Below are 14839 nucleotides of genomic sequence, written 5' to 3' on the forward strand. Positions count from 1 at the left end.
GGGTAGTTCGCACCATCGTAGCGGTTGGTTTCATCGGATGCAGCCGTCAATTGCATCCTGGCCGGGCCAGTCGGGGGGATTCTGGCCCGGCGGCAAAAGGCACCTTATTTGCCGACTTTGGCGCTATCCTGTGTCACCGTCTCGGGCGAGGGGGTCGGGAACGAGACGTCGGGGATCAGGGTTTGCGTCGTAGGGCCGAAGGCCATGGCGGGGGTGCTCAGAATGGTTGCGGTCAAAAGGGCTGCGGTAATGAAGGTTCTCATTTTCTTTCTCCGGTTTCTGGCTGTGCCATGGATCATGAGGTGAACAGTTTGGTTCACTTTTTCAAGGCGAAAACTGAACTAATTGGTTTACTTTTGCGTATACTGGTTATTCAATTTTGAATGGCTGGACACGCCCACGACGGAAACAGGGTCACATCCGCTCTTCGGCGGACTTGCGACCCGAGCATCAGACGGGTAAATGCCCCCTAACGCATATGAGGTTTTCCGATGTCGATTGACCAAAGCACCGCCGCCAAGGTGGCCAAACTGGCCCGGATCAAGGTCGAGGATGACGCGCTGCCCGCGCTGGCATCCGAGTTCAACACAATCCTTGGGTTCATCGAGCAACTGAATGAGGTCGATGTCGAAGGCGTCGAACCGATGGTCTCGGTCGAGCCGATGCGCCTGAAACGTCGCGAGGATGTGGTCACCGACGGCAATCAGCAGGCCAAGGTTCTGGCCAATGCCCCCGACGCACGCGAAGGCTTTTTCGCAGTCCCCAAAGTGGTGGAGTAAGACATGAGCGATCTGAACAAACTTGGCCTGGCCGAGGCCCGCGACGCGCTGCGTAAGGGTGATGTGACCTCGGTCGAGCTGGCCGAATCCTGCCTTAAGGCTATTGACGACGCAGACGCGCTGAACGCTTTTGTCCATAAAACGCCCGAGATTGCGTTGGAACGCGCCAAAGCGGCGGATGAGCGGATCAAGGGTGGCGACGCGCCGTCAATGTGTGGTCTGCCGATTGGTATCAAGGACCTGTTCTGCACCAAGGGCGTGCCTTCGCAGGCCGCGTCAAAGATTCTGGATGGCTTCAAGCCTGAATACGAATCCACCGTGTCGCAGCAACTGGCCGATGCGGGTGCCGTGATGCTGGGCAAGCTGAACATGGACGAATTCGCCATGGGCTCGTCCAACGAGACATCCGTCTATGGCAACGCGGTAAGCCCCTGGCGCCGTGGTAATGATGACGCGCAGCTGACACCAGGTGGCTCGTCGGGCGGCTCCGCTTCGGCCGTTGCTGCCGACCTGTGTCTGGCCGCAACCGGCACCGATACCGGCGGTTCGATTCGTCAGCCTGCTGCCTTTGTTGGCATCACCGGTATCAAGCCGACTTATGGTCGTTGTTCGCGCTGGGGTATCGTGGCCTTTGCATCCTCGCTGGATCAGGCCGGTCCGATGACCAAGAACGTACGTGATGCGGCGATCATGTTGGAAACCATGTGCGGTCACGACGCCAAGGATTCGACAAGCGCCGAATTGGCCGTTCCGAATTTCGAGGCGATGCTGACGGGTGACATCAAAGGCAAGAAAATCGGTATCCCAAAAGAGTACCGCATGGATGGCATGCCCGCCGAGATCGAAAAGCTGTGGTCTGAAGGGGCCGAAATGCTGAAAGCGGCAGGGGCCGAGATCGTCGATATCTCGCTGCCGCACACCAAATACGCGCTGCCTGCGTACTACGTGATCGCACCGGCTGAGGCCTCGTCGAACCTCGCGCGCTATGACGGTGTCCGCTATGGCCGCCGCGCGCAGTTGGCACAGGGCGACGGCATCACCGAGATGTACGAAAAGACCCGCGCCGAAGGTTTTGGTCACGAAGTGCAGCGCCGCGTCATGGTCGGTACATATGTGCTGTCCGCAGGTTTCTACGACGCTTACTATAATCGCGCGCGTCGCGTCCGCACCCTGATCAAGAAAGACTTCGAAGATGTCTTCGCCGCAGGTGTCGACGCGATCCTGACCCCGGCAACGCCGTCGGCCGCTTTCGGCCTGGGTGAAATGACCGAGGCGGACCCGGTTCAGATGTATCTGAACGACGTCTTTACGGTGACAGTGAACCTGGCCGGTCTGCCGGGCATCTCTGTGCCTGCCGGTCTGGACAAACAGGGCCTGCCGCTGGGTCTGCAGCTGATTGGTCGCCCGTGGGAAGAGGGCGATCTGCTCAACACGGCCTATGCGCTGGAAAACGCCGCCGGGTTTGTGGCCAAGCCTGGCAAATGGTGGTAATCCTCAAGTCAGGCAAGACAACGCAAGACGGAGCAGCTGGATGCGCTTTACGCTTCTGATCCCCGCAATCGGGTTCGTGGCCGCCTGTAATTCGGTGGCCCCGATAGGTGGCACGGATTTCAACACCCCCACCTATCAGGCACAGCGTGAGGCCCAGTTGGCGGGGCAGGGATATACTGGTAACCCGCTGCTTGGCCCGCCCGACGTGTCAGAACAGCAGCTGGGCGCGCCGGGCACAGTAGCCCCGTTGCCAACCGGCGAAAATGCCGACATCGCTTCGGCGACCGCGGCTGCGCTGGCTGGCACCTCAGGGCAAGGCGCGATCACTCCGGCACCGTCGCCCGTCGAAGACCCCATCAACAACGCGATTTCCGATGAGCAGGATTTTGGAGCGGTCTCTGACCGTCGCACCATCGAATCCGACGCCGCATTGATCGAACAGAACCGCCAGACCTATGAGGTGGTCGCGCCCACCGCCGTTCCGGAACGTGGAACGGATGGTCAGCCCAATATCGTGCAATACGCGCTGAACACATCGAACCCGGTCGGGACCCAACTATACAGCCGTGCAGGTCTGAACCTTCAGGCCAAGGCGCAGCGCAATTGCGCCCGCTTTCCATCCCCGGATCAAGCTCAGATTGAGTTCCTGTCCAACGGTGGCCCGCAACGCGACCGCAAGGGACTTGACCCGGATGGCGATGGCTACGCTTGTGGCTGGGACCCCAGCCCGTTCCGCAGTGCCGTCAACAACTGAGCCGCTGACGCCTAACTGGCACCCGTCCCCTAACTTTGGCGAACGCAGGGATGGGCTGACCCCGTCGCTGATCGTGCTGCACTATACCGCGATGGACAGCGCAACCGAGGCGCTGGACCGGCTGTGCGACCCTGCCCATGAAGTATCCGCGCATTACCTGATCGGTGGGGATGGTACACTCTGGCAGATGGTGCGCGAGGAGGATCGGGCCTGGCATGCCGGGGCGGGTGAGTGGCATGGCCAGAGCGATATCAATTCCCGTTCGATCGGAATTGAACTGGACAACACCGGCGCGCACCCTTTTTCCGAGTTGCAGTTGGACGTTTTGGAAACCCTGTTACACCAGATCATGAACCGGTGGGCTATCCCCCCTGAACATGTAATTGGCCATTCCGACATGGCACCGGGCCGTAAGTCCGATCCCGGTCCGCGCTTCCCTTGGCAGCGACTGGAACACATGGCCCTTGCCGGAAAGCGCTCTCAACACGACCCTGGCAAAACCCCTTTAAATACGTTCAATGCGTTGGCGCGCGCAGCAGGTTACTCGGCGGAGACGGACCATGACACGCTTCTGGCCGCGGTACGCCTCAGATATCGTCCATGGGGTGACGGCCCGTTGGAACCAGCTGACCTTATACCCTTGATCAAGAAAACCTGATCCACCCTTGACGCCGCCGTACCCAAAGCATACCCACACCCCGCGCGGAGGGACGGATGGCCGCTGGGGCGTATGCCCGAGAGGAAAGTCCGGACTCCACAAGACAACGGTGCCGGGTAACGCCCGGGCGGGGCAACCCGACGGAAAGCGCCACAGAAATCAGACCGCCGCACCATTGCAGAGGTTCGCCTTTGGTAAAACGCGGTAAGGGTGAAACGGTGGGGTAAGAGCCCACCGCGCCGCTGGCAACAGCGGCGGCACGGCAAGCCCCACCGGGAGCAATGCCAAATAGGGTCCTCGCGCGGGCCGGTCGGCGTCAGCCGATACCGCCGCTAAGCGCGTCTTGGCCGAGAGGGACCGGGTTGGCAGCTTGAGCCGCGCAGCAATGCACGGCCTAGAGGAATGGTCATCGAAGGGGGTAACCCTGGAACAAGATCCGGCTTACAGGCCCTCCGCGCTTAGATCCCGATTAACGGCCCGGCGCCTTGTAGGCTCCGGTCAGTTTTGCGGCTTTTTTGGTCACAGCGACAAAGTCCTTTGCCTTCCATGCGCGCACGGTTTCAACTTTTGACACCGCGCCTGATGCTGCAACGGCCATGCCTATAGCAACTGCATCCGTGCTTTCCGGCAATTCGCTGACAACCACCACGTCATTGTCGCCAGAGGTCATGTAAAACGCCACCAGCTTACCGCCGGCTTTTTTCAGCAATGCCCTGACCGCGCCCGAACGGTCCACGGGTTTCTTGAGCATTCCCTTAACGCCTTCCGGCGAATAGGACGCGTAGGTGATAAAAATAGGCATGACTACCTCCTGTCAAAAAAGTTAATGCAGAACCCGAAATTTGGCCGGTCCTTCAGCCCTTATGAACGTTTCAGCCTGTCGCGATCTATGAGATTGCGATCAGCCAAACGCCCACGACGATCAACGCAACACCAGTGAGCGGAACGAACCACCGCACCCGCGGCATCAGCTTTTCCAACGCGACATAAACGGCAATGCCCACAATCCAATAAAGGTTCATCACTCCGCCCACGAACAGCAGCAACATCAACGCCCAGCAACATCCCAGGCAAAACGCACCATGCAGCGCGCCGGTACGAAACGCGCCATAGGCACCGGGCCTGTTGTGGTCGGCCAGGAATTGGGCGGGGCTGCGGCAGTGGCGCAGACAGGCGTTTTTCAGGCTGGACAACTGGTACAAACCGGCAGCGGTCAGCACGCATCCTGCAAAAAATTTTGAATGGATCGTCATCATCGGCCCATCGGACAGTCCGACGCTTTCCATCGCCCATTGCGCCCCGGTTGCAATGATGCTGAACACCGCCCAGGCAACCAGATAGCCCGTCAAAAAAAGCAGGCTGAGACGCGACGCCCGCAACTTGTCAGGCCCCATTCGTTTGATCGCCGTATACAACAGAACGGTGGGGGCAGCGCTGGGGGTCATCATGGCAATCATCATGACCCACCACATTAGGAAAACCAGAACGGCGTAGATCGGTGTCCAGCGTGTTTCAGTCGCCATACTCATCGGCTCGCCAATCGGGCCAGCCATTCGGGTCATGTCGATGGCGGACATGTTCATACCGATGCCCGCAACCGTGTACCAGGACGCGCCCAGAATGATCAGCAGAACGCAGAACACAACGATGCCGCTGTCGCGCCGCAGCACCCGATCTACGACTCCGGGACGGGGAGGGGACGTGCTCATGTTAGCCTCCGCTATGCGCCGAGGACTCCGTGGCCTGAGATGTTGAGATGCGCCAAATGCGCGTGTGTTGCGTCAAAGGTTAGGCTGATCGCGCCGCCTGTTGTCTTGGCGGTCCCCGAGGCCGCCTCGGCGTGGCGATACTCGAACCCGTTGGGCAATTGTATCGAGGCACGATGCGGCATGCCCGAGACGATATGCGGGATCGGGCTGACCTCTACATCGAAGATACCCGAAACTTTGGCGTATCCAGCACGCTCATTCCGATCCCATTTCAGTTCGATCGGGGCGTACAGTGTTTCATGTTTTGTCGGGGCCATGGCGCTATAGACGTACCACATGGTCGCCATTTCGTCGGTGTCTTCACCTTTCATGATGGCCTCAATAGCGGCGCGCTGGTCGGCGCTGGCGGCCTCGTCAATGATCAGCTGCATCTGGCCATTGCCTTCGTGAATGGGGCCAGGCCAGTGGTACACGCCAGCCGCGCGCACTCCGGCAAGATCGGTGTCGCCATAGTTCCCGGACTCGATATCGAACACGACAACAGCCTCGCAATTGCCATGGCTTGGAAGGACGCTGAACTGACACGGGCAACCAAAGTTGCAGTTGCAATTGGCCAATTCTTCACCCTGAAGTTTCCATTCCGTCATGATAGCCCCCCAAAAACATGCTTAAAACCTCTGCTCGCAGAGGGTTTCGCCTGTTGCTGCCGTTTCGAAATACGAGCCTGTCGTCGGCTTCTTTGTGGGATAGAACGGCGGGACCTTATCACAGAACCGTGATCGCGCCAAACCGGGGCGAGGGAGCGACAGCAGGAATTGTGCGCGTTGTGCGCGGAATCTGGTTGACTCGGCTGCGCGACCGAGTAAAAGCGCACGCTCATAGGAATTCAACCGAAAGGCCCCTGCCTTTCCGGACGCAGGAGATAACCATGGCGAAGCCGACGACAATCAAGATCCGTCTGAACTCGACCGCGGGCACGGGCCACTTCTACGTGACCAAGAAAAACGCGCGCACCATGACCGAGAAAATGACCATTCGTAAATACGATCCGGTCGTTCGGAAACATGTCGAGTACAAGGAAGGCAAGATTAAGTAATCTGCCGTCCAGCTTGGACAGTTTTTAAAGGGTTCTGCCGCGGCAGGACCCTTTTTCTTTGCGCATATTCCGATGGGATCGCGCTTGTGGCGTTTCGCGCCGTTGCAACGAAGCATCAGCGATTGGGGCAATCGGATCGTCGACGGGTTGCTTTTTGCAAGAGCTTGCCTCTACGCTTCAACAACTCGTTCCAAAATGTTGGCCGTCATGAAAAAAATCTTGTTTTCTTCTACGATCATTCTGGCCCTAGCGGCCTGTGAAGATCCCTATAACCGCGAAGGCATCGGATTCACGGGTATCGATGGTGAACCGCGCTCGCTTTCGGATGTACCCGGTGCAGTGGGCTTCCTTCCGCCTGCAACGAATGTGCCAGCTGAACTGGCTGTTCTGCCTGCCGTGGCCGTCACGACGGATGAGACTGAGGCAGAGAAAGTTGCCCGAGTTGCAATTGAAAATGGTGGGCGCAGCGATACGGACTCAGTGGTTCTGACCGGGCAAGACACCAATCTGTTCCTCAGCACCGTCAATGTGAACGGCACCCTCTATGGTGTTCTGCGCACCCCGAACAACAGCACGCGCGTCGATAATCAGATCGGTGCCAACTTTGGTCGCAACGCGGAACAGTTTACCGGCTGTCTGCCTGCGGGTGACGTCTACCGCAAGGGCTCTTCCGACAGCAGCTCGGGTTTTGCGGTGCCGCTGAACTGCAGCTAAGACCCCGTTCATTCTATCATCCTAGGCCTCGCCATTTGAGCGGGGCCTTTGTCTTTTTGGGGCACCGGTCGAGGTGTCAACCGGGCTGTGAAACGGCTAAATAGGCAAAAGAAAAGGGCGGGTCGTTTTGGACCCGCCCTGTTTAATTGGTGCAGTGTTGAAGCGCGTTATTCTTGCTGCCCCATGAACATCAGCAGGAACTGGAACATGTTCAGGAACGAGATGTACAGGCTCAGCGCTCCGTCAATTGCGGCTTTGTTCAACCACTCCTGATCACCATGGGTTGCGTGCGCAATGTAGGTGTTCTTGATGTCCTGCGTGTAGAACGCGGTCAGACCAGCAAAGATCAGTACACCGATTGCCGAGATTGCGAACATCATTGCAGGCGATTGCAGGAAGATGTTGATGACCATCGCCACTAGCAGGCCGATCAAGCCCATCATCAGGAACGTGCCCATGCCGCTCAGGTTGCGCTTGGTGGTGTAGCCAAAGAGGCTTAGGCCAGCAAAGGCAATCGAGGTCACGATGAACGTCTGCGCGATCGAGTAGGGGGTGTAGATCATGAACACCGAGCTCATCGACACGCCCATTACGGCGGCGAAGACGAAAAAGCCCAGCTGTACGGCTGCCGCCGATCCGCGCCGCATAAGTGCGCCCCATCCGAAGATTAGGAAGGCCAGAGGCGAAAAGATCACAACCCATTTCAGCGGCGACATAAATAGTGCCCCACCCAGGCTGGTCAGGTAACGGTCAGCGCCGATCTGGGCTACTGCGTTGGTCGGATCAGACGTCACAGCAAGACCGGCAATCGCCCATGCGGCGAGCGCCGTGATCAGCATGCCCACGGACATCGTGCCGTAGACTTTGTTCATATGGGCGCGCAGGCCCTCGTCAATCTGGGCAGCGCGCGTACCGGCAGCCGTCCGGATCGTGTCAAATTGTGCCATTAAAGGGTCTCCCTTCACATAATTCTTTTCGCGGTCCGAAACCCGGACCCCGTTCCCAGCAAATATCGGCAACTGCGGGCCGTGTTTCAAGAGTTTAGAGTGGGAAACCGGTTAAAACATGCAACAAAATGGCGACCTGCGTCAGCGGGCCGCCATTCAGTAGGAAAACATGAGTGTCAGGGTCATTTTTGCCAGAATTCCGGTGCATCCCAGAAGGGGCGAGCAGCTTCGGCATCGGCCTGTTCGCGGGTGATTCCGATATCTTCTAGTGCTCGTGCATCCAATCTGGCCAGCGTGCAACGCTGGCGACGCAGCGAGAACGCATCCAACAACATGGTCAGGCCAAAACGACGACGGGGCGGGCAAGGTCTGTGAATTGCAATTTGGGTCATAATATATGTCCTTTCATTGATCCTCGATGAGTTTTTGGTTTCTCATCAAGTTCCTTGATTTATATGGCGCACTATGAGACATTTTAAAAATGAATGTTTTTGAAGTGATGCATAAGGATTCGTGAACATGCGGAATTTGGACATTACGACATTGCGATCGTTTGTGGCGGTGGCGGATCAGGGTGGAGTGACACGTGCCGCCGGGTTCCTGCACCTGACGCAATCAGCCGTTTCAATGCAGTTGAAGCGTCTGGAAGAGCTGCTGGGACTGGAACTGCTGGATCGCAGTGGCCGAACCATCGCGCTGACAGCTTCCGGAGAACAACTGTTGGCTTATGCCCGCCGGATGATTGCGTTGAACGACGAGGTGATCTCGAAACTCACTGACCAAGCCTTTGAGGGCGAAGTCGTTCTGGGTGTGCCGCATGACATCGTTTACCCGGCTATTCCGCGTGTCCTGCAGCGTTTCAACGTGGACTTCCCGCGGGTGCGGGTGCAGTTGATTTCTTCGTACACGATGCAGTTGAAGGAAATGTTCAAACGCGGCGAATGCGATTTGATCCTAACAACTGAGGCAAGTGCGGGCGAGGGGGGCGAAATCATCGCCGAATTGCCGTTGCGCTGGATCGGGGCGCCGGGTGGGTCGGCGTGGCGCAAGCGGCCGATCCCAATAGCGCTTGGCCGTCGCTGCATGTTCCGGCCACAGGTCATCGCGGCATTGGATGAGGCTGGCATCCCGTGGGAGCTGTCGGTTGAAACCGAAAATGATCGCACCATCGAGGCGACCGTTGCCGCTGACTTGGCCGTCCACGCCATGCTCGACGGAACCGAGGCTGCGCATTTGGTTCAAATCGATGATGGCGGTGTATTGCCTGAGCTGCCCGAACATATGATCAACCTGTACGGAGGCGATACCGGACGCGGGCCGTTGGTTGAGGCACTTGCAGCTTTGGTTCGACAGAATTTCCGCATGCTCGGCAGTGCGCCTTTGAAGGCTGTGGTCGGTTAGGGCGTAATCACGACCTTGCCGGTAGCCGCGCGGTCGCGCAACAATTGCAGGCCTTTCTCGGTATCCGACAGGGGCAGCACGTGGCTGATATGCGGCTTGATCCGCCCTTCGGCACACCACCGAAACAACGTGTCAAAACTGTCCTGAACGATCTGCGGCCGAAAGGTCAGATAACCACCGATGTAAAAGCCGATCACCGTTAGGTTCTTGACCAGCAGATGATTGGCCGGAATCTGCGGCACATCTCCGCCTGCAAAACCGATTGGCAGCAGGCGGCCTTCGGGGTTGGTGGCGCGAAAGGCGGCTTTAAACACGTCGCCGCCAACGGCGTCATACACCACGTCCGCTCCGCCCAGTTCCTTGACACGCGCGCGTAAATCCTCGGACGCATCAATCAGGTGATCCGCCCCCGCTGCCTGAGCGACCGCCAGTTTGTCTGCGCCGCGCGCCTGCGCAATTACGGTTGCCCCCATCAGCTTGCCGATTTCGACGGCGGTCAGCCCAACACCGCCAGCCGCGCCAGTGACCAGCAGGGTTTCTCCGGGTTGTAATTGGGCGCGGTGATCCAGGGCGATGTGACTGGTGCCATAAGCGATCTGAATCGCGGCGGCGTCCTCAAAGCTGACCGAATCGGGCAGGGGAATTGCGCGTTCAGCGTCAAACACCCCGAATTCCGCCAGACCGCCCTGACCTGAATAGATCGCAATGCGATCACCGGCGCTCAGATGCGAAACGCCGGGACCTGTTGTTTCGACCACGCCGGCGATTTCCATTCCTTGTGTGAACGGCGCGGGCGGCGTATCCTGGTACGTTCCCTTCTGCATCAGCAGATCGGCAAAGTTCAGACCGCATGCCTTGATCGCGACACGGACCTGGCCTTCTTGTGGGGGCGGCACGTCAATGTCGCAAAGCTGGGCGGCGGCGTCCGTAGATGAAATTCTATAGGCCAGCATGGTCGGGCTCCTGTGGTTTGGCGCATAGGTTCGTGCTGACCGGGGAATGTCAATCGCTTACCCGGCGGGGCGGAAAGGACTGTGTGGATGACGTCTCAGGCTTGCCTACGGTAACCGCGTGTGCGGGATCGAAAGGGCACAACCTTAGTCCTGTGCATGGTGAAACAGATTCAACCTTCTTGAAAAAAAGCCCAAAAAGAGCAATATTGTCCCAGGTGCTGATTTGGGGGGGCATGTTCCTGATTAGGGAGTGGTTAAGGGCGGCTCGCTAGTGTTGCGGTATTACATGCATGTCGCACACCCCAATTAGTTGTGTGTGTAGTTAAGAGGAGAATACCAATGACCCATCACGTCGATGTCCATGTGGGCAAACGCGTCAGGCATCGCCGCTGGCTGATTGGCATGACCCAACAGCAGTTGGCGCAGCAGGTTGGTATTAAGTTTCAACAGATTCAGAAATACGAGACCGGAGCCAACCGGATCAGCGCGTCGCGCCTTTGGGACATTGCCGAGGCATTGGATGTTCCCGTCAGCTTTTTCTTTGAAGGTCTGGAAGAATCTGAAAAGGAAACAGCCGGCAAAAAATCTGTTCCGGCCGATCTGATGGGGGACAAGGAAGCTCTGGATCTGGTGCGCTCTTACTATGCGATTCCGGAAAACCAGCGCCGCCGCTTGTTCGAACTTGCCCGCGTCCTGAGCGACGTCGCCTGAGAGAACCGGGGTTGACTCTGGCACGTGTGATCCGCACGGGTAGCGCATGCAAGAGACAACTTTAAGTGATCTGGATGTAGCCGAAGAAATGGCCGACGCGGCGCGTGCGGCCATTCTTCCGTTTTTTAGACAATCAAATATTGAGACTTCGAACAAGCTGGCCGACGGCTTTGATCCGGTCACGGCCGCGGATCGGAACGCGGAAAAGGCCATGCGCGAGGTTCTGGCCAAGCACCGCCCCGATGACAGCATTTTCGGCGAGGAGTTCGGCCAGACTCAGGGCAGTTCCGGCCGGACGTGGGTGTTGGACCCGATCGATGGCACCCGCGGTTTTATCAGCGGCACACCGACATGGGGCGTGCTGATCGCGCTGAGCAACCAGAACGGGCCGTTCTTGGGCGTCATTGATCAGCCCTATATCGGCGAACGTTTCCTTGGATCAGCGGATGTTGCACAGGCGACTGGGCCGACCGGAACTATGCCGCTGAAAACTCGCAAAACCTCCAGCCTGGATCAGGCCATTCTGTTCACGACCTTCCCCGAGGTCGGCACCCCTGAAGAACGCGCCGGGTTCGAGGCTGTGGCCCAACAGGTGCAACTGACCCGGTATGGTATGGATTGCTACGCTTACGCTTTGCTGGCGGCGGGGCAGGTCGATCTGGTGATCGAAGCGGGCCTGAATGCTTATGATGTTCAAGCCCCCATTGCGGTGATCGAGGCCGCAGGTGGTATCGTGACAGATTGGCAAGGTAGTCCAGCCCATGAGGGCGGACGGGTGTTGGCTGCGGCAAATGCCGAATTACATGCGGCGGCGCTAAAGCTTCTGCGCAACTACTGAAACAGGTTGTCGGGTTAAGGCTGGTCAGGTAATCTCTGCCCGGCTGGTTCTTATGCCCGTTTTCCGCCAGCCCTTACCTTCTTGCACGAAACGGGCGGATGCAAGGAGGGCGACATGGCCGAAATCCTGATCAAGAACGCAGACACCATCTTGACGATGGATGACACACGCCGCGAGCTTTCCGGCGCGGATATCCTGATCCGCGGTGGACAGATCGACCAGATCGGCCACAGACTGCAAACAACCGGAGAGGTGCATGACGCCACAGGATGTGTCGTCACGCCGGGTCTGGTGAATACCCATCACCACCTCTACCAAAGCCTTACTCGTGCGGTGCCCGGTGGGCAGGATGCGCTGTTGTTTGGTTGGCTTAAGACGCTGTATCCCATCTGGTCCCGCTTTGGGCCCGAAGAAATGTTTATCTCGGCCCAGATCGGGTTGGCCGAGCTGGCGCTGTCAGGGTGTACACTCAGTTCCGACCACCTTTACCTGTACCCCAACGGTGCCCGGCTGGATGACACGATTGCTGCCGCCGCCGAGATCGGTATGCGATTCCATCCGACGCGCGGTGCGATGAGTATCGGGGAAAGCGACGGAGGTCTGCCGCCCGACGCCTTGGTAGAAAAAGAGCAAGCGATTCTGGACGACATGATCCGTGTGGTCGATACGTTTCATGACCCGTCTGAGGGCGCAATGTGCCGTGTAGGGCTTGCACCGTGTTCGCCATTTTCCGTCAGCCGTGACCTGATGCGCGATGCTGCTCTTCTCGCTAGGAAAAAGGGCGTTATGCTGCATACTCATCTGGCGGAAAATGACGAGGACATCGCCTATTCGCAGGCCCAGTTTGGCTGCCGTCCGGGCCAATATGCCGAGGATTTGGGCTGGACCGGCACGGACGTCTGGCACGCCCATTGCGTCAAACTGGATGGGGTGGAAATAGACCTGTTCGCCAAAACACAAACCGGCGTCGCGCATTGCCCCTGTTCCAATTGTCGGCTGGGTTCGGGCATCGCGCCGGTGTGCGAGATGCGGGATCACGGCGTGCCTGTTGGACTGGGCGTGGATGGTTCAGCGAGCAATGACATTGGCAACATGATCCTCGAGGCGCGTCAGGCCATGCTGTTGCAACGGGTAGCCAACGGCGCGGATGCCATGTCGTCGCGCGAAGTGCTAGAAATTGCGACACGCGGTGGTGCAGATGTGCTGAACCGTCCTGATTGCGGACGTCTGGAGCCCGGAAAACGCGCTGACATCGCGATTTGGGACACAAGCTGTATCGAAAGCGCCGGCAGTTGGGACCCGGCGGCTTTGCTGTTGGCCGGGCCAGTGAAGGTCAAGCACCTGTTCGTCGAGGGCCGCCAGATCGTGTGTGACGGGCATGTCACCAGTTTGGACATGCCCCGCGTGATCGAGCGGCAGAACCAGCTGGCCCGCGCCCTGCAAGTCTAGTTGGAAACGCGTTGACCGGCGATCCAGACCTCTGCGATCGCCCGGTCATCGCCCATCATGATGGTGGGAAAGATGGCCTCCCACAGGTTCTCGGCGCAGGCTTCGCGCTGGGCAATGGCGGGGGTCGAGGCGAGGTCGAGCACGATCAGATCAGCCTCCATCCCCGGTGCAACGTTGCCGATGCAATCGTCCATCCGCAGCGTGCGTGCTGAGCCAACCGTGCTTAGCCACAAAAGTTGCGCGGCGTGCAGCGGCGCCCCGCGCAGTTGTCCGATTTCATAAGCTGCTGCCATCGTTCGCAGCATCGAAAAACTGGACCCGCCGCCGGTGTCCGTCGCCAACCCGACGCGATGGCCGTCACGCATCAACCCCGCCATATCGAACAAGCCAGAGCCGATGAATGTGTTCGAGGTCGGGCAGTGGATTAGCGCCGCGTCGACCTCGCGCAGGCGATCGCGTTCGCGTGCTTCAAGATGGATAACGTGGCCATACAGGCCGTTCGACCCTAATAGGCCAAATTTTTCATAGGTATCCAAATAATCGCGTGCCTCGGGGAATAGCTCGCGGACCCAGGCGATCTCATCGGTTTGTTCGCTCAGGTGGGTTTGCATCAGGCAATGCGGGTAATCGGCCCAGAGTGCGCCCATGGCTTCCAGTTGTTCCGGCGTGGACGTGGGCGAAAAACGCGGGGTGATGGCATAAGACAGGCGGTCGACCCCGTGCCAATTCTCAAGCAGCGCCTGAGACTGATCATAACCCGCTTGTGCTGTATCCCTCAGACCTTCGGGCGCATTGCGATCCATGCAGGTTTTGCCTGCCACAACCCGTTGGTTGCGCTTTTGCGCGGCGGTAAAAAATGCATCAACGCTTTCGGGGTGAATGGTGCAGAAACTGCACATGGTCGTGGTGCCGTGCGCAGCTGTCAGGTCAAGATAGCGATTGGCGATTTCACCGGCATAGGCCGGATCACCGAACTTCATCTCTTCGGGGAAGGTATAGGTGTTCAGCCAGTCGATCAGACGTTTGCCCCAACTGGCGATCATTGCGGTTTGGGGATAATGGGCATGCGCATCGACGAAACCTGCCATGATCACGTTCTGGCCGTGATCCACCACGTTGGCCTCGGGGTTGTTGGCGCGCAGGCTTTCGGCATCCCCAACAGCAGATATTCGGTCGTCTTCAACCAGAACGGCCTCGCTGATTTTCACGGCCTCGGTCGGTTCTCCTTCAAAAGGGGAACCCGTAAAGCTCAGAACACGACCTTTCAGCAGCGTTTTTTGCGCCATTTTCATCCATCTCCGCCTGAATAGGACTGTGAAACAGCATAGGCGGGCGAAAC

Annotated in this window: 18 protein-coding genes and 1 other RNA gene; 11 read left to right on the top strand and 8 right to left on the bottom strand. The window is 58.4% G+C overall.

Going from position 1 to position 14839, the window contains the following annotated elements; genetic code table 11:
- Positions 1 to 104: 104 nt before the first annotated feature.
- Positions 105 to 263, bottom strand: a complete 159-nt coding sequence (locus ACR0JB_RS00925) for a hypothetical protein (RefSeq protein ID WP_170395545.1) — start codon at positions 261 to 263, stop codon at positions 105 to 107.
- Positions 264 to 491: 228 nt separating this feature from the next.
- On the opposite strand from ACR0JB_RS00925, the gene gatC reads away from it, so the two are divergent.
- The 5 genes from gatC to rnpB all read left to right on the top strand — a co-directional run bounded on the left by gatC (position 492) and on the right by rnpB (position 4142).
- A complete protein-coding gene (gene gatC / locus ACR0JB_RS00930) occupies positions 492 to 779 on the top strand; it encodes an Asp-tRNA(Asn)/Glu-tRNA(Gln) amidotransferase subunit GatC (RefSeq protein ID WP_058280141.1) in 288 nt (95 codons plus the stop codon).
- A gap of 3 nt (positions 780 to 782) precedes the next feature.
- Positions 783 to 2270, top strand: a complete 1488-nt coding sequence (gatA, locus tag ACR0JB_RS00935; protein ID WP_170395547.1) for an Asp-tRNA(Asn)/Glu-tRNA(Gln) amidotransferase subunit GatA — start codon at positions 783 to 785, stop codon at positions 2268 to 2270.
- Positions 2271 to 2310: 40 nt separating this feature from the next.
- Positions 2311 to 3024 (top strand): hypothetical protein, encoded by a 714-nt coding sequence (locus ACR0JB_RS00940; protein WP_170395549.1) that lies wholly within the window; start codon positions 2311 to 2313, stop codon positions 3022 to 3024.
- The gene (locus ACR0JB_RS00945; protein WP_254437381.1) at positions 2969 to 3682 is read left to right on the top strand and encodes an N-acetylmuramoyl-L-alanine amidase; all 714 of its coding nucleotides are present in this window, start codon (positions 2969 to 2971) and stop codon (positions 3680 to 3682) included. Before ACR0JB_RS00940 ends, ACR0JB_RS00945 begins: the two co-directional genes overlap by 56 nt.
- Positions 3683 to 3726: 44 nt before the next feature.
- An RNA gene (gene rnpB / locus ACR0JB_RS00950) (RNase P RNA component class A) lies at positions 3727 to 4142 on the top strand.
- A 9-nt stretch (positions 4143 to 4151) separates the two neighbouring features.
- On the opposite strand, the gene ACR0JB_RS00955 is transcribed toward rnpB, so the two are convergent.
- From ACR0JB_RS00955 to ACR0JB_RS00965, 3 genes are all read right to left on the bottom strand, one after another.
- Complete coding sequence (locus ACR0JB_RS00955; RefSeq protein ID WP_170347947.1) at positions 4152 to 4484, bottom strand: GYD domain-containing protein; 333 nt, start codon at positions 4482 to 4484, stop codon at positions 4152 to 4154.
- A gap of 85 nt (positions 4485 to 4569) precedes the next feature.
- Entirely contained in the window at positions 4570 to 5391 is an 822-nt protein-coding gene (locus tag ACR0JB_RS00960) for a DUF2182 domain-containing protein (protein ID WP_170395553.1), read from the bottom strand.
- 11 nt (positions 5392 to 5402) lie between these two features.
- Positions 5403 to 6038, bottom strand: a complete 636-nt coding sequence (locus tag ACR0JB_RS00965; RefSeq protein WP_170395555.1) for a DUF1326 domain-containing protein — start codon at positions 6036 to 6038, stop codon at positions 5403 to 5405.
- A 281-nt stretch (positions 6039 to 6319) separates the two neighbouring features.
- Here ACR0JB_RS00965 and rpmG point away from each other — a divergent pair, with 281 nt between their 5' ends.
- Both rpmG and ACR0JB_RS00975 read left to right on the top strand, forming a co-directional pair.
- A complete protein-coding gene (gene rpmG, locus ACR0JB_RS00970) occupies positions 6320 to 6487 on the top strand; it encodes a 50S ribosomal protein L33 (protein ID WP_037309480.1) in 168 nt (55 codons plus the stop codon).
- Positions 6488 to 6694: 207 nt separating this feature from the next.
- On the top strand, positions 6695 to 7201 hold the full coding sequence (locus tag ACR0JB_RS00975) for a hypothetical protein (RefSeq protein ID WP_170395557.1): 507 nt from the start codon (positions 6695 to 6697) through the stop codon (positions 7199 to 7201).
- Between the two features lie 167 nt (positions 7202 to 7368).
- Here ACR0JB_RS00975 and ACR0JB_RS00980 read toward each other — a convergent pair whose 3' ends face one another.
- Both ACR0JB_RS00980 and ACR0JB_RS00985 read right to left on the bottom strand, forming a co-directional pair.
- Positions 7369 to 8148, bottom strand: coding sequence for a Bax inhibitor-1/YccA family protein (locus ACR0JB_RS00980; RefSeq protein ID WP_170347951.1), 780 nt, complete (start codon positions 8146 to 8148; stop codon positions 7369 to 7371).
- A gap of 182 nt (positions 8149 to 8330) precedes the next feature.
- Positions 8331 to 8540 (bottom strand): DUF1127 domain-containing protein, encoded by a 210-nt coding sequence (locus ACR0JB_RS00985; RefSeq protein WP_170347952.1) that lies wholly within the window; start codon positions 8538 to 8540, stop codon positions 8331 to 8333.
- Positions 8541 to 8667: 127 nt separating this feature from the next.
- On the opposite strand from ACR0JB_RS00985, the gene ACR0JB_RS00990 reads away from it, so the two are divergent.
- A complete protein-coding gene (locus ACR0JB_RS00990) occupies positions 8668 to 9549 on the top strand; it encodes a LysR family transcriptional regulator (RefSeq protein ID WP_170347953.1) in 882 nt (293 codons plus the stop codon).
- Here ACR0JB_RS00990 and ACR0JB_RS00995 read toward each other — a convergent pair.
- Positions 9546 to 10502: an NADPH:quinone oxidoreductase family protein gene (locus ACR0JB_RS00995; RefSeq protein WP_170395561.1), complete on the bottom strand. Its 957-nt coding sequence runs from the start codon at positions 10500 to 10502 to the stop codon at positions 9546 to 9548. The genes ACR0JB_RS00990 and ACR0JB_RS00995 overlap by 4 nt on opposite strands.
- 339 nt (positions 10503 to 10841) lie before the next feature.
- On the opposite strand from ACR0JB_RS00995, the gene ACR0JB_RS01000 reads away from it, so the two are divergent.
- From ACR0JB_RS01000 to ACR0JB_RS01010, 3 genes are all read left to right on the top strand, one after another.
- Positions 10842 to 11213, top strand: a complete 372-nt coding sequence (locus ACR0JB_RS01000) for a helix-turn-helix domain-containing protein (RefSeq protein WP_170347955.1) — start codon at positions 10842 to 10844, stop codon at positions 11211 to 11213.
- 46 nt (positions 11214 to 11259) lie between these two features.
- Positions 11260 to 12051 carry a histidinol-phosphatase gene (gene hisN / locus ACR0JB_RS01005; RefSeq protein ID WP_480789617.1) on the top strand — a complete coding sequence of 264 codons (792 nt, stop codon included), beginning with the start codon at positions 11260 to 11262 and terminating at the stop codon, positions 12049 to 12051.
- A gap of 114 nt (positions 12052 to 12165) precedes the next feature.
- Positions 12166 to 13500 (top strand): 8-oxoguanine deaminase, encoded by a 1335-nt coding sequence (locus tag ACR0JB_RS01010; RefSeq protein WP_480789618.1) that lies wholly within the window; start codon positions 12166 to 12168, stop codon positions 13498 to 13500.
- Here ACR0JB_RS01010 and guaD read toward each other — a convergent pair.
- Complete coding sequence (gene guaD, locus ACR0JB_RS01015) at positions 13497 to 14786, bottom strand: guanine deaminase (RefSeq protein WP_170395567.1); 1290 nt, start codon at positions 14784 to 14786, stop codon at positions 13497 to 13499. The two genes, ACR0JB_RS01010 and guaD, sit on opposite strands and share 4 nt — an antisense overlap.
- Between the last annotated feature and the right edge of the window lie 53 nt (positions 14787 to 14839).

This window comes from Ruegeria sp. BI7, assembly GCF_056537925.1.

What these genes read in the sequence shown, in the direction of transcription:
- gatC (WP_058280141.1), top strand. Translation starts at nt 492, where the DNA reads ATGTCGATTGACCAAAGCACCGCCGCCAAGGTGGCCAAACTGGCCCGG.
- ACR0JB_RS00995 (WP_170395561.1), bottom strand. Translation starts at nt 10,502, where the DNA reads ATGCTGGCCTATAGAATTTCATCTACGGACGCCGCCGCCCAGCTTTGC.
- ACR0JB_RS00985 (WP_170347952.1), bottom strand. Translation starts at nt 8,540, where the DNA reads ATGACCCAAATTGCAATTCACAGACCTTGCCCGCCCCGTCGTCGTTTT.
- ACR0JB_RS00990 (WP_170347953.1), top strand. Translation starts at nt 8,668, where the DNA reads ATGCGGAATTTGGACATTACGACATTGCGATCGTTTGTGGCGGTGGCG.
- ACR0JB_RS00960 (WP_170395553.1), bottom strand. Translation starts at nt 5,391, where the DNA reads ATGAGCACGTCCCCTCCCCGTCCCGGAGTCGTAGATCGGGTGCTGCGG.
- ACR0JB_RS01010 (WP_480789618.1), top strand. Translation starts at nt 12,166, where the DNA reads ATGGCCGAAATCCTGATCAAGAACGCAGACACCATCTTGACGATGGAT.
- ACR0JB_RS00980 (WP_170347951.1), bottom strand. Translation starts at nt 8,148, where the DNA reads ATGGCACAATTTGACACGATCCGGACGGCTGCCGGTACGCGCGCTGCC.
- ACR0JB_RS00965 (WP_170395555.1), bottom strand. Translation starts at nt 6,038, where the DNA reads ATGACGGAATGGAAACTTCAGGGTGAAGAATTGGCCAATTGCAACTGC.
- ACR0JB_RS00925 (WP_170395545.1), bottom strand. Translation starts at nt 263, where the DNA reads ATGAGAACCTTCATTACCGCAGCCCTTTTGACCGCAACCATTCTGAGC.
- ACR0JB_RS00975 (WP_170395557.1), top strand. Translation starts at nt 6,695, where the DNA reads ATGAAAAAAATCTTGTTTTCTTCTACGATCATTCTGGCCCTAGCGGCC.
- gatA (WP_170395547.1), top strand. Translation starts at nt 783, where the DNA reads ATGAGCGATCTGAACAAACTTGGCCTGGCCGAGGCCCGCGACGCGCTG.
- guaD (WP_170395567.1), bottom strand. Translation starts at nt 14,786, where the DNA reads ATGGCGCAAAAAACGCTGCTGAAAGGTCGTGTTCTGAGCTTTACGGGT.
- ACR0JB_RS00945 (WP_254437381.1), top strand. Translation starts at nt 2,969, where the DNA reads ATGGCTACGCTTGTGGCTGGGACCCCAGCCCGTTCCGCAGTGCCGTCA.
- rpmG (WP_037309480.1), top strand. Translation starts at nt 6,320, where the DNA reads ATGGCGAAGCCGACGACAATCAAGATCCGTCTGAACTCGACCGCGGGC.
- ACR0JB_RS01000 (WP_170347955.1), top strand. Translation starts at nt 10,842, where the DNA reads ATGACCCATCACGTCGATGTCCATGTGGGCAAACGCGTCAGGCATCGC.
- ACR0JB_RS00955 (WP_170347947.1), bottom strand. Translation starts at nt 4,484, where the DNA reads ATGCCTATTTTTATCACCTACGCGTCCTATTCGCCGGAAGGCGTTAAG.
- hisN (WP_480789617.1), top strand. Translation starts at nt 11,260, where the DNA reads ATGCAAGAGACAACTTTAAGTGATCTGGATGTAGCCGAAGAAATGGCC.
- ACR0JB_RS00940 (WP_170395549.1), top strand. Translation starts at nt 2,311, where the DNA reads ATGCGCTTTACGCTTCTGATCCCCGCAATCGGGTTCGTGGCCGCCTGT.